Below are 12,126 nucleotides of genomic sequence, written 5' to 3' on the forward strand. Positions count from 1 at the left end.
TCTAGATAATAGAAAACGCCGCACAATTTGCGGCGTTTTTGTTTTTTATGAAATTTCGCTGTCATTTGAGCGAAGAACAGCGGAGTAGAAAAATCTCTGATGAATACTAATCTCCATAATCTTGAAGTGAAAATCATAAAGAGGGGAAATTTCATTAATTTGCAGCTAACAAATAACGAATCATCAGATAAACAAATCCATACTATTCAACAGTAAAGCCCAATCCTCTTATATAGCCTTCGTTCTGGAAATTATTTTTATATAAACAGTTTTCCAGATACTCGTTAAGAGCTTTCTGCACTTTAACTCTGTCAGGCATATTTTCCCGTATCTTCTCAAAAGAACTGCGGTCGCTTTCGGCATATTTAGTAATTAACGGGTAATCTTCTGGCTGTTTAAAGTTCATAATACCCCTTGTATTGTCCATTTTCTTATAAGGCCAAAAAGCCCAGTTAATTTTGTTTTTATCAAGAAGCTTGCGGAACTCCATTACCCATTCATCTGTATTTTCACCTGTTTCGCCAATATAAATGGGTACATTATGTTTATTGCTAAAATCCAGATACTTTTGAACTGATTCCTGATTAATATCAAACCAATATTTATGGAATTCATAAACTACATTATTATCTAATATACTTTCAAAAACACCAAAATCCCCTGCCCAAACAGATCCGTTTAAGAAAATTGTATGTTTTTTGTCAACCTTACGAATGTCTTTTACCATGCGTTCATATACCATAAAAAGCCTGTGGTTGTAATCTGGTATCTCTTTAGTGAAATAATGAGCGAAAGGCTCGTTAATTACGTCATAACCTATAACAACAGGGTCGTTTTTATAGCGTTCGGCAATCTTTACCCATATTTCACTCATTTCATCCTGAGCTGTTTTACTGTAGTATAACCATGGATAGCCATAACTATCATCTATATTGTCACCTGTCTGCCCACCCGGAGCGCAGTGCATATCTAAAAGTACATAAAGGTTTTCCTTACGGCACCATTCTATAACACGGTCAAAATACTCGAAACCTGCATTGCGTTTACCCATATACAAGTCATTTGTAAATAGCTTGTAATGAAAGGGCAGACGTATATGATTAGAGCCTGTACGTTTCAGGTATTTAATGTCGTCCTGAGTTATATAGTTGTCAAGATACTTGTTCCAAAAAGCAGCAAGGCTGTCAGGTCCTATCATTTCATGAAATAACTGGTCAATCTGTCGGGGAGAAGCTACCTTACCTGTTTTAAACATATATCCTTCAGGAACCAACCAGTTACCCAGATTAGTACCTTTTAAAATAATGGAATTTCCGTTGGAATCAAGGATTTGCGTACCCTGAATTTTTACGATATCTCCTTTGTAATTTTTGGTTGCTGTACTTTGCGATTTACAGGATGTAAATATGCCTGCAAAAGCTATTACCAGAAACAGTAATTTGGTTTTGTTTGTCATTTAGCGTGAATTAGAATGTTTATTTTGGAACGCTAAAGATAACAAATTTGAGGAAAGCTATTTATCTGAAGATATTACCTATAGAATGGAAGATGCGGCCGAAGAAAGTTTTACGAACTATAACATTTCCATATGTGTCGAACGAAATATTCTCTGAATTATAAAATTCAATATCGTCTAATAAAACTACTTCATATGTTTTACTGCTGGTTATGGTTATTTCCTTAGTCAACATTCCAATAAATGAAATTTCAATAATTTGACCCTCATTTGCTTCAATAGAAAATTTGCCGTTAAGGTCAGTTTGTATTCCTTGTTTTAATCCTTTAATTATCACATTGACTCCAGGTATAACCAAGCCGGTAGAATCCTTAACAATACCCTTGATAATTCTGTTTGACATAGTCATTACAATTGTATCTCCAATTATATCATCAGTTTTTATATCTGTTTGTTCAATGTTAACAGGAGTTTGTGCTGAAATGGACTGATTTCCAATGGTCAGAAAACTGACTATTGCTGCACTGGCAGCTATCCATAATGATGATTTCTCTTTGGGGATTATTAGGTTTCTATTAAGTTGATTGTTTCTGAATCTGCCACAGGCATTATCTATTTTTTTAATACAGTGGCAATCTCCTGTCCGATGAATTGGTAAAATCAAAAACTGTTTTCTGGCATGAAGCACAAAAACGGCCTTTGTCGGCAGGAGTCATTGCATCCCAGTTTTCATGGCATGGAGCAGGGATTGATATCTGGATTGGTTTTTTCATATATTATATAGATGCAATAATTGTTGTAAAGGTTGTGTTGAGACAACAATTATTTTTTACTTAATAATATATACAAAAATCAGTTAATAAACCCGCCCTCTTTTATATAATCTTCTTAATTACCCTAAGCTTGTGTGAATGCCTCTTTGTGTCAATATTATAAATACCTAAATGGTCAAGACGGTCTATCCTTACTTTACCGTGTCCGTGTATTATATGATTATCTTCCATAATAATACCTACATGAACTATTCTCCCTTCTTCATTATCAAAAAAGGCAAGATCTCCGGGTTCGCTTTCTTCAATAAAGCTAAGGGCTTCACCCTGAGTAGCCTGTTGTGAAGCATCCCGTAATAATGAATATCCGTTTAGCTTATAGACCATTTGAGTAAAACCGGAACAGTCTATACCAAAAGGTGTTTTACCTCCCCATAAATAAGGTGTATTGAGGTACATAAAGGCAGTTTGAAGCAATTGTTGTTTGCTGGTAATGCCAGATGTTTTTAGCCCCTCGAATATAAAATTTTCAGTATTAATAGAAGGATGATCTAAAAAAGTAAGTGAAGAACCAATTGGTACAGAAATCAGTTGGTTATCAGGTGTTGTAAGATATTCAATCAGGTCGGCATTTAAAACAAGCGGGGTACTACTAAGTGTAGTATAATCAGCTTCACTTATAAATCGGTATTGTTTATTATCTATCCAACCATTATAACCATCAAACGCCAGCTCAATACGTGACCAGTTTTCGGTTTGCTCCAAAATTTTAAAATGTTCTCCAAACAATACCTGCGTAGTCATTTCGCTTCTGTCGCTTGGTTCTAAACGGAGGGGCACAATGGCAAGATTACAAATACCAAACATCCTTTAGTGATTGATTTTTTATTGATTATTTTCTATTTCTATTAATCACAGACAACTATAAAAAAAGATAACGCTGCTCTCAGATACCACAAATATAGCAGTAAAATCTGAAGCAGCGTTATATGCTGAAAGCTGTTTTTAGTAAGTTAATAACAACTTTTAATAACCTATTTAATTAAGGACGCTCAATAACAATTGCAGAAGCACCACCACCACCATTACATATAGCTGCGGCTCCGGTTTTTGCATTGTTTTGCTCAAGTACATTTATAAGGGTAACTATAATTCTTGCGCCAGAACATCCAAGAGGATGTCCTAAAGATACAGCACCACCATTAACGTTAACTTTAGCTGCATCAAGGCCTAATATTTTAGAGTTGGCAATACCTACAACAGAGAATGCCTCGTTAAATTCGAAGAAATCTACGTTTTCTTTAGTTATACCTGCTTTATCTAACGCTTTTGGAAGTGCTTTAGCCGGAGTAGTAGTAAACCATTTAGGCTCCTGCTCAGCATCTGCATATCCTTTTATATATGCAAGAGGTTTAAGTCCAAGTTCGTTAGCTTTTTCTTCACTCATAATTACAAGCGCAGCAGCACCATCATTAATGGTAGAAGCATTGGCAGCAGTAACAGTACCATCTTTAGTGAATACCGCATTAAGCGAAGGTATTTTATCAAGCTTTACGTTTGTATATTCCTCATCTTTAGTAACCATTACAGGCTCACCTCTGCGTTGCGGAACAGCAACAGGAACAATTTCATTATCAAATTTTCCTGCATCCCAGGCAGCAGCAGAACGTTTGTAAGATTCTATAGCAAAATTATCCTGCTCTTCACGAGAAATTTTATATTCTGCAGCGGTAGCATCGGCACAAACACCCATAGCGTTGTTATCGTATGCATCTGTAAGTCCGTCTTTTTGTAATCCGTCAACCATTGTAGCAGGACCAAACTTAACACCAGTTCTCATTTGTACATAATGAGGTATAAGGCTCATGTTTTCCATACCACCGGCAACAATAACGTCAGCATCGCCAAGTTGTATAGCCTGTGCAGCCTGCATAACAGCTTTCATACCCGAAGCACAAACTTTATTTACTGTAGTAGCAATAACCGAATCCGGTAGTCCTGCAAAACGAGATGCCTGTCTTGCCGGAGCCTGTCCAACACCTGCCTGCACTACATTACCCATAATAACTTCATCTACGTGTTTTGGGTCTAAATTTATTTTTTCAAGTGCACCTTTTATAGCTGCAGCTCCAAGCTGTGAAGCTGTAACGGTAGATAATGCACCCATAAAGCTGCCAATTGGTGTACGTACAGCCGAAACGATTACTACTTTCTTATTCATAATGTATAACCTTATTATTTATTGAAGTTGCGAATTTAATGAATTTTGATACAGATAAAAACAAACTGTTTAAAAATTATTGTAAAAACACCTGTTTTTTTGAGTATTATCCTTTATTAATTTTGAAGCAGGAATATTTTAAAAAAGAAAAACCCACTCAAAGAGCGGGTTTAAATATTGCATATAACAATTGACTATTTATTTTCTGCCATTCGTTTTAGCATGGCCCATTGTTTTAAAGCTGTTCTTGCTTCAACAGCAGGATACCCAAGCATTACTTTTCCGGCAGGAATATCGCCTGTTACACCAGAACCTGCACCTACGGTTGCACCGTTACCTATAGTTGTATGGTCTTTTATAGAGGCACTTCCGCCAATAATAACACCATTCCCTAAAGTTACTGAACCTGCAAGTCCGCTGTTACCGGCCATAATACAAAATTTACCAAGAACACTATTGTGTCCTATTTGTACGAGGTTGTCTATTTTACAGCCATCACCTACAATCGTAGAACTGAATTTACCACGATCTACACATGAGTTAGCACCAATTTCTACACCATTGCCAATTACTACATTTCCAATTTGAGGAATTTTTGCTAACCCTTGCTGCGGGCATGGCCTAAAGCCGAAACCATCTGCACCAATTGTAGCATTGGGATGTATTATACAATATGAACCGATATGGCAACGCTCTCGTATTACTGCGCCAGACCATATAATGGTATTGTTACCGATGGTACTTTCGTCAAGTATTGTAGCGTTGGGGTAAACAGTAGTATTATTGCCAATTTTTACGTTAGGACCTACGTAACATCCTGCGCCAATTTTTGTGCCTTCACCTATAACTGCAGTTTCATGAATTACCGCTGTACCGTGAATTTCATTATCAAAAGCGGGTGGGGCAGGAGCAAATAATTCAAGTACTTTAGACATTGCCAAATCGGCATTGGCTACTTTTATAAAAGCCCTGTTATCTCCTGGTTCTATAGCAATATCTGTATTCACTACAGCAACCGATGCTTTAGAATCTGCCCACAATTTTTCATACTTTTTATTTCCGATAAAGGAAATCTGGTCATTATTTGCCAGTTCAAGCTGTTCGGGAGAAAAAATATTGTGGCTGGTAAAGCCTACAAGCTCTCCATTCAGCTTTTCGCTGATTTCCTTTACAGAATAAGATTTCATATTTTAGATATTGTTTGTTTTTTTTTAAAAAATAGAAAAAAATGCCTTTGATTAAGTGCAAATTTTTTATGTAATGCGGGTAAATATAGAAAGAAATTGATAGGGAGGATAAAAAAACTGATTTTTATAGAAATAATAGTAGTGTGATTTGGCTGATATAATTATTGTAAGTGCCGCTATTAACTAATAACGGAATATTTAAACTATTAGTATAAAGATAGGTACATAAAAAAACCACCTCGTATAGAGAGGTGGTTTTTTTATAATAGCGATTTTGATTAAAGTACTAATGTAGCAGATAAAGTAATTTCTGCTTTTAGCAATTTAGATACAGGACATATTTCTTTTGCTTTTTGAGCTGATGCCTGAAAATCCTGCTCCGTTATTCCAGGTACGGTAGCTTCAAGCTTTAAATGGATTTTGGTTATTGTTCCGTCTTCAAATGTTACCTGTGCTTCAGTATCTAAATTATCGGCAGTAAACCCTGCTTCATTTAAAAGAAAACTCAACTGCATAGTATAACATCCTGAATGAGCAGCAGCAATAAGTTCTTCCGGGTTTGTACCAACGCCATCTGCAAAACGTGTTTTAAATGATAGTTGTGCTTTATCCAGTGTTGTACTTTCGGTAGATATAGTTCCTTTGCCTTCCATACCTGTACCTTTCCAGTTTGCGTTTGCTTTTCTTGTGAATTTCATAATATTAAATTTTAAAAGTTATTATTTTTTGTGTTATTAAAATTAGTTTAAATTTTTAATTGCTTTTTATTTATTACCATTTTCATAAGTATTTTAGTTTATACTTTCCTAAAACTCCATTGTTTCATTTTGACAAGACAAAGATATTTTAATAGCTATATATAAATCAAATTAATAATTTTATACCTTTATAAAATAAATTAATAATGTATGACTTTACAGCAATTGCGCTACATAGTAGCTTTAGATGAGCACCGCCATTTTGCTAAGGCTGCGGAGCAATGTATGGTTACGCAACCCGGACTTACCATTCAGCTTAAAAATTTAGAAGGAGAAATAGGAATTAAAATATTTGACAGAACTAAAGTGCCTTTACGTCCTACATTATTGGGCACAGAGATAATAACACGTGCAAAAAAAGTGTTGTATGAAGCCGAGGCTATTCGTGGTTTTGTAGTTAACCAGAAGAACGATTTAAAAGGGAATGTTACATTAGGAGTTATAAGTACATTATCACCTTACTTAATACCGCAGTTTATTAAGGCTATGAAAAGCATAGTACCCGATATGCATTTTACGATTAAAGAAACCGGTACAGGACAGTTATTACACGGTTTACAAACAGGTGAAATAGATATTGCATTAATGGCTACACCTACGGGTATGCCCGGATTAAGAGAATATCCTGTTTTTAATGAACCCTTCGTAGCTTTTCTTCATGAGAACCATCCAATGTCTGAGGAGGAATATTATGAAATAAATCAGGGTGATAAACCATATTTATTATTATTACAGCAGGAGTATTGTTATAATGCACAAATGCTCGATATATGTGGTTTAACAGATAGGTATGATAAGGTTAATGAACAGTTTGATTATGATATTAATTCTATAGAAACGCTTAAAAATCTTGTACGTGCTGAATTGGGTTTTGCAATTATTCCGCAACTATCTGTTATTAATGAAAAAGAAAGCACGCTTTTTAAACCCTTTAAAGATCCAAAACCTGTAAGGGAGATAAGTTTGGTAACATCCGATACTTTTTCACGAAAATTACTTCTGGAAAAAATGAGCCAGACTATATGGAGCTGCCTGCCGGATTCTCTTAAACAGGACTATAAGTATAAAAAAATACAATGGAATGATTCGCCTTATTTTATAAATGCTACAGCAGGGTCTTTATAAAAGCTTAAATGTTCTTCATAAAAGCAGTAATACTGGTTACCCATTGTTCTTTATGGTTTACCAGGTAATTTTCATGCCCTGCTCCGTGAAAAATAACCAGCTTCTTTTTGCCCTTAATGTTTTTAAATACGGTGTGTGTTTCTTCACGGCTTACTCTATTATCTTTATTGCCATATAATAGTAGTGTAGGGCAATTAACAGCTGCAGCATATTCTTCAGGATTGTTATTAAATGCCCAAAAGCCATTTTGTATGCCGCCCCAAAACATGAGTAAGCCTGCCATAGGAAATGTAGGAGCTTTCATTATCCTGAATCTTGCACAAACTGTTTTGTACATTGAGCCAAAAGGACATTCAAGCAGTATGGATTTTGGAGACAAATTGTAATCTTTTATAGCTTTAAGAATGGCAGCAGATCCCATAGAAGTACCAAACAGATGTATATTGTTTTCTCCTTTTGTTTTTAAATAATCATAACATGTTTTTACCTGTTGTGCTTCAAAATAACCAATAGTAGTGGTGTTGCCTTCAGATCCTCCGGAGCCCATAAAATCTACAAGTAGGGTATTGTAGCCAAGTTTTAAAAATTCATCTGATTTATCCAACATGTCTGATTTTTTACCTCCATACCCATGAAATAATATTATGGTTCCTTTTGGGTTGGGTACTTTTATACTCCAGCATTCTATTGCAACGTTACTCTTTAATTTAATGTTTTGATAGGGTTGTGAAGGTTTTTTGGTATTTACAGGACGTGGATTATTTACACCAAAGAATAAGATGCCTGCCTTTTGTGATGCAGTAAGATTATTTGCATCAGTTCTTGATTGGATTTTATCTGAAAAATGCGTGAATTTATAAGAATGGAAAATTGCAATTATGTTCATTAGTACAAAAATTACAATGAACAATCTTACAATGTGTTTTATAATTTTTTTATTATTGTTTCTTTCCATTATAAATATTTGAATACGAATATAATGAATTCAATACTAAACTTAAAAATAGAAAAGCCCTGCTAAATTTCAGAAATTTTAATGTATTGTTATACTTTCAGAATCACTTTCATTTACTGATGCTATATTTCTTTTGCCTATAAGTAAAATTAATAATGCTATTATGGTGCTTCCGGCCATAATTGCTATCATTGGCACCATTGATGTTTTTACAAAAATACCCACAAGCATAGAGGCTACTGCTCCAAGCCCTAATTGTAGCGCACCCAATAGAGCAGAAGCACTCCCGGCATTTTCTGAAAAAGGTGCTAACGACAATCCGGCAGTGTTAGGGTTTGTGAGTCCAAGACACCCTAAATAAAGAAACAACATAGCTATTGTGCTATATAGTGTAAGCCAGTTATTTATAGCGGCAATTAAAAAGCATATACTTATAGTACTTTGCAGTAATAGTCCTGCTTTAACCAGTTGTGCGCTTTTATATTTTCTTAGCAATATTGAATTTAACTGACTCGTACCTATAAAGCTGACTGACATAAAGGCGAATATCCAGCCGTATGTTTCTCCCGACACTTTAAAAATATCCATAAATAGTAGGGGAGAACCAGCCACATAGGTAAACAGGCCTGAAAAGGCTATAGCACCGGATATGGCATACGTATAAAACTGAGGATGGCTAATTACACTTATAAATCCTTTAATTATGGGTTTTGGTTTAAGAGATATAGAAAAATCAGATTTTCTGGTATGTTCCAGCCCAAAACGTGAAGCTAATAATATACTGAAGCCCATTAAGGCAAGAATTATAAAAATAGTATGCCAGCCAAATCCGGCAATTACATAACTGCCTATTGTAGGAGCCAGCATAGGTGAAAGCCCCACGACCAGCATAAGTAGCGAAAACACTTTCGGGTTGTCTTCTACAGGGAAAAGATCGCGAACCATAGCCATTGCGGCTACAGATGCAGCACAGCTTCCCACAGCCTGTATAAATCGTAACAGGATAAAACTATCAATATCAGTAGCTGCTGAACAGCCTATTGACGCCAGTATATACACTGCAAGTCCTGCATATAACGGATTTTTCCTCCCGTAACGATCCAGTAGTGGGCCATATAGTAATTGCCCTGCAGCTATGCCAATAAAATAACTTGACAGCGATAAAGAAACTTTATTTACAGTTGTATGTAGATCTTCTGCAATGGCATTAAAGCCAGGCAGGTACATATCTATAGAAAATGGGCCAAGTGCAGTTAAAGATCCTAAAATTAATATAAGCGAAATATATTTTTTGCGTGTCATGGTGTAATAAAGAAGACAGTAGAAATTATATAATATTACTTCTAAAATAAGGAAAGCAAAAAACCCACTCTTAGTGAGTGGGTTTTGTTTCGTGATCGCGTCAGGATTCGAACCTGAGACCGCCTGCTTAGAAGGCAAAATTTTAACGCTTTTACGGGGTTAAAAAACAGCTACTTATACAGGTAATCAAAAAACAAAGTCCAACCGAAGTGCAAAACAAGCGGTTTAAAAGGTCTTTTTTAGCCTTATTTTCGAGGTAATTATTTTTTTTTTAAAATTAAAGCAAATATATAGCTTTTCTGCAAAAGAAAAGCCTCCCGGATACAGGAGGCCATTCCAACCAACAAAAAACCAAATTATGAAAAACTACTCTTTACTTTACTTATAAGATACAACACTATAACCAGGAGAATAAACCAAAAGAACCAGCTATAAAAATTAATATCCCGTTCAGATGTTTTACTATCGCTACTGCTTTGCTCTGTAGCTTTATTATTTACCTCTTTTTTTTCAGTTTCCTGCTTTTTTTCAGTAACTAACGTGTTAGATGTTATGTTTTGTTTTTTACGCTCTATACGGGCGTTTTTTAATATTGTTGTTTTACCTGTATGATCTATGATCTCCAAAGGCTTTGAACTATCTACAGGCGTTATTACAATATCATCAGTATTGGAAACTAAAACCTCATTCGATTGTATTTCTGTTACAGCTTCTTTTGTTTCTGTTTTGGCAGTTTCTGTAACTTTAGTGCTTTCCTGGTGCTGCCTGTTTACTTTACGCATACCACACGATATAAACAATAAGGCAATCACTATGTATATAATATATTTCATAACTATTCCCTTATTTCAAAATGCATCCAGTCATAATCTTTCTCTACACCTAAGCTCACAAACCCATGCTTGTAAAAAATATCGATCATAGGTTTATACTCCGGACGTGCAAAACGTGCTGTGCGCTTGCTTTCCTTAAGCTTATTGCGTAACGGATCTAAGTCTATAGCAATACCCCAGCTATGGCGCGACCAGTCAGAACCGCCACGCATAGCCCTGAAGTTAAAACAGCCCCCAAAAAGGTCTATACCCAGTTCTTTTATTTTTTCGTATCCGTAATACGCCAGCAGGTCGGTAAAGACTGCTTTAAACTTATCAGCTACCAGCCTGTGACAGCGCATAGTTTTTACAGTAGTGTTTAAGTCCCATGCCAGCCGCATAGGGTATGGCAGTTGTATTGACGTTAAATAGGTTCCGTGTTCATTTGGCGTGCCGTATTTAGCTATCGCCTGTTTCGTTGTTATCATAATTATCTTGTTTACCGTTAATTAATTCATTCAGGTCGCCCGTTTTTTCAAAATTATACAGGCGGTTCATTACAAAACCGGGAGGGAATTTCTTTTCCGAAAGCAGGTAGGCGTTTTTCAAAGCTTTACTGCCCGGATACAGCAGCGTAGATATTTGCAATGTTATTTTAAAAGTTTCCGCAAGTATATTATTGCCCGCAACATGCGAAATCACTTCAAGGAACGGGTACACCAGCAGGATAATACCCCACATTTCTATATTCTTTAAAAAGAATTTCTTCCAGTGAAAATCCTTTATCTTTTTATGGTAAGCATAACCAAAGACCATATTAATAAACATAGCCATTATAAGCCCTGTAAAAAACATTTCGTTATCCTGAAACCATAATCCGCATTTATCCAGCAGCCAGGCAACCATACCAAACGACATTACAAGTTTAACCAGGTAACCTATCTTTTCCCAGAATGTTGGCTTATCGGCCGACAACAGGATTATGGTATAAAATATTTTTCTGAACATCGTTAGTAAGCTTATAAATTGGCACCACATGACTTTTTATTTTTATTTCCGTAAACAAGCATTAACCAGCATAGCAGCGAACACAGGCAGCATAGCTTTGTATAAAGGTTGCCATACAGATCATAACTGATTAACGGCCTGATCTCATACAAAACATGGTTAGCAATAAGTCCCGCAACTATGCAGCGTATCAGCAGGCAGTATTTAAGCCGGACATACGGACTGAAAAACAGGGCTGCATATACAAGATAAACAACTGTGCCTGCGCCAAACTCCGCACCCAGCCACTGCATTGCACCATCACCCACAGTAAAGAAAGCGAGATACAGCAGTACTGCCATCTGCATCACAGGTACTACAGCTACTAACTTCATATATACAGCCCATCCCCTCATAATTATTTCGTTCTTTTAAGTACGCCCGGTACTATTACCGCTTTGTTTTCGTACTTCGTATTCAGGAAAGCAGTTACTTCTTCAAGCAGTTCCGGCTGATCATCATAGACCATGGTAAAGATTTTTGATTCCATCTG

At 35.9% G+C, this 12,126-nt stretch carries 15 protein-coding genes; 1 reads left to right on the forward strand and 14 read right to left on the reverse strand.

Annotated features, from left to right (window positions below; translation table 11 throughout):
- Positions 1-202: 202 nt before the first annotated feature.
- The 7 genes from NHE85_RS13170 to NHE85_RS13200 form a co-directional block, all read right to left on the reverse strand.
- Positions 203-1,456: a glycoside hydrolase family 5 protein gene (locus NHE85_RS13170; RefSeq protein WP_252812604.1), complete on the reverse strand. Its 1,254-nt coding sequence runs from the start codon at positions 1,454-1,456 to the stop codon at positions 203-205.
- A 61-nt stretch (positions 1,457-1,517) separates the two neighbouring features.
- Positions 1,518-2,120: a carboxypeptidase-like regulatory domain-containing protein gene (locus tag NHE85_RS13175; RefSeq protein WP_252812605.1), complete on the reverse strand. Its 603-nt coding sequence runs from the start codon at positions 2,118-2,120 to the stop codon at positions 1,518-1,520.
- Positions 2,077-2,229: a hypothetical protein gene (locus NHE85_RS13180; RefSeq protein WP_252812606.1), complete on the reverse strand. Its 153-nt coding sequence runs from the start codon at positions 2,227-2,229 to the stop codon at positions 2,077-2,079. Before NHE85_RS13180 ends, NHE85_RS13175 begins: the two co-directional genes overlap by 44 nt.
- A 102-nt stretch (positions 2,230-2,331) precedes the next feature.
- Positions 2,332-3,093, reverse strand: coding sequence for a C40 family peptidase (locus tag NHE85_RS13185; protein WP_252812607.1), 762 nt, complete (start codon positions 3,091-3,093; stop codon positions 2,332-2,334).
- A gap of 175 nt (positions 3,094-3,268) precedes the next feature.
- Positions 3,269-4,447: an acetyl-CoA C-acyltransferase gene (locus tag NHE85_RS13190; protein ID WP_252812608.1), complete on the reverse strand. Its 1,179-nt coding sequence runs from the start codon at positions 4,445-4,447 to the stop codon at positions 3,269-3,271.
- 194 nt (positions 4,448-4,641) lie between these two features.
- Entirely contained in the window at positions 4,642-5,634 is a 993-nt protein-coding gene (gene lpxD, locus NHE85_RS13195) for a UDP-3-O-(3-hydroxymyristoyl)glucosamine N-acyltransferase (protein ID WP_252812609.1), read from the reverse strand.
- A gap of 278 nt (positions 5,635-5,912) precedes the next feature.
- Positions 5,913-6,332 carry an OsmC family protein gene (locus tag NHE85_RS13200; protein ID WP_252812610.1) on the reverse strand — a complete coding sequence of 140 codons (420 nt, stop codon included), beginning with the start codon at positions 6,330-6,332 and terminating at the stop codon, positions 5,913-5,915.
- Between the two features lie 210 nt (positions 6,333-6,542).
- On the opposite strand from NHE85_RS13200, the gene NHE85_RS13205 reads away from it, so the two are divergent.
- Entirely contained in the window at positions 6,543-7,517 is a 975-nt protein-coding gene (locus tag NHE85_RS13205) for a hydrogen peroxide-inducible genes activator (RefSeq protein WP_252812611.1), read from the forward strand.
- 4 nt (positions 7,518-7,521) lie between these two features.
- On the opposite strand, the gene NHE85_RS13210 is transcribed toward NHE85_RS13205, so the two are convergent.
- The 7 genes from NHE85_RS13210 to NHE85_RS16755 form a co-directional block, all read right to left on the reverse strand.
- The gene (locus NHE85_RS13210; protein WP_252812612.1) at positions 7,522-8,403 is read right to left on the reverse strand and encodes an alpha/beta hydrolase; all 882 of its coding nucleotides are present in this window, start codon (positions 8,401-8,403) and stop codon (positions 7,522-7,524) included.
- Between the two features lie 147 nt (positions 8,404-8,550).
- Entirely contained in the window at positions 8,551-9,774 is a 1,224-nt protein-coding gene (locus tag NHE85_RS13215) for a multidrug effflux MFS transporter (RefSeq protein WP_252812613.1), read from the reverse strand.
- A gap of 356 nt (positions 9,775-10,130) precedes the next feature.
- A complete protein-coding gene (locus NHE85_RS13220) occupies positions 10,131-10,607 on the reverse strand; it encodes a hypothetical protein (protein WP_252812614.1) in 477 nt (158 codons plus the stop codon).
- Positions 10,608-10,609: 2 nt separating this feature from the next.
- Entirely contained in the window at positions 10,610-11,074 is a 465-nt protein-coding gene (locus tag NHE85_RS13225; RefSeq protein WP_252812615.1) for a M15 family metallopeptidase, read from the reverse strand.
- Positions 11,046-11,594, reverse strand: a complete 549-nt coding sequence (locus NHE85_RS13230; RefSeq protein WP_252812616.1) for a hypothetical protein — start codon at positions 11,592-11,594, stop codon at positions 11,046-11,048. Before NHE85_RS13230 ends, NHE85_RS13225 begins: the two co-directional genes overlap by 29 nt.
- 11 nt (positions 11,595-11,605) lie before the next feature.
- Positions 11,606-11,989, reverse strand: a complete 384-nt coding sequence (locus NHE85_RS13235) for a hypothetical protein (protein ID WP_252812617.1) — start codon at positions 11,987-11,989, stop codon at positions 11,606-11,608.
- Positions 11,990-11,991: 2 nt separating this feature from the next.
- Positions 11,992-12,123, reverse strand: a complete 132-nt coding sequence (locus NHE85_RS16755) for a hypothetical protein (protein ID WP_256474579.1) — start codon at positions 12,121-12,123, stop codon at positions 11,992-11,994.
- Positions 12,124-12,126: the final 3 nt, after the last annotated feature.

The sequence above is a fragment of the Flavobacterium sp. NRK1 genome (assembly GCF_024054175.1).
Lineage (GTDB): Bacteria > Bacteroidota > Bacteroidia > Flavobacteriales > Flavobacteriaceae > Flavobacterium.

Bases quoted from the DNA above. Each gene is read 5' to 3' on its own strand.
- NHE85_RS13170 (WP_252812604.1), bottom strand. From the start codon at position 1,456: ATGACAAACAAAACCAAATTACTGTTTCTGGTAATAGCTTTTGCAGGC.
- NHE85_RS13180 (WP_252812606.1), bottom strand. From the start codon at position 2,229: ATGAAAAAACCAATCCAGATATCAATCCCTGCTCCATGCCATGAAAAC.
- NHE85_RS13185 (WP_252812607.1), bottom strand. From the start codon at position 3,093: ATGTTTGGTATTTGTAATCTTGCCATTGTGCCCCTCCGTTTAGAACCA.
- NHE85_RS13190 (WP_252812608.1), bottom strand. From the start codon at position 4,447: ATGAATAAGAAAGTAGTAATCGTTTCGGCTGTACGTACACCAATTGGC.
- lpxD (WP_252812609.1), bottom strand. From the start codon at position 5,634: ATGAAATCTTATTCTGTAAAGGAAATCAGCGAAAAGCTGAATGGAGAG.
- NHE85_RS13200 (WP_252812610.1), bottom strand. From the start codon at position 6,332: ATGAAATTCACAAGAAAAGCAAACGCAAACTGGAAAGGTACAGGTATG.
- NHE85_RS13205 (WP_252812611.1), top strand. From the start codon at position 6,543: ATGACTTTACAGCAATTGCGCTACATAGTAGCTTTAGATGAGCACCGC.
- NHE85_RS13210 (WP_252812612.1), bottom strand. From the start codon at position 8,403: ATGAACATAATTGCAATTTTCCATTCTTATAAATTCACGCATTTTTCA.
- NHE85_RS13215 (WP_252812613.1), bottom strand. From the start codon at position 9,774: ATGACACGCAAAAAATATATTTCGCTTATATTAATTTTAGGATCTTTA.
- NHE85_RS13220 (WP_252812614.1), bottom strand. From the start codon at position 10,607: ATGAAATATATTATATACATAGTGATTGCCTTATTGTTTATATCGTGT.
- NHE85_RS13225 (WP_252812615.1), bottom strand. From the start codon at position 11,074: ATGATAACAACGAAACAGGCGATAGCTAAATACGGCACGCCAAATGAA.
- NHE85_RS13230 (WP_252812616.1), bottom strand. From the start codon at position 11,594: ATGTTCAGAAAAATATTTTATACCATAATCCTGTTGTCGGCCGATAAG.
- NHE85_RS13235 (WP_252812617.1), bottom strand. From the start codon at position 11,989: ATGAGGGGATGGGCTGTATATATGAAGTTAGTAGCTGTAGTACCTGTG.
- NHE85_RS16755 (WP_256474579.1), bottom strand. From the start codon at position 12,123: ATGGAATCAAAAATCTTTACCATGGTCTATGATGATCAGCCGGAACTG.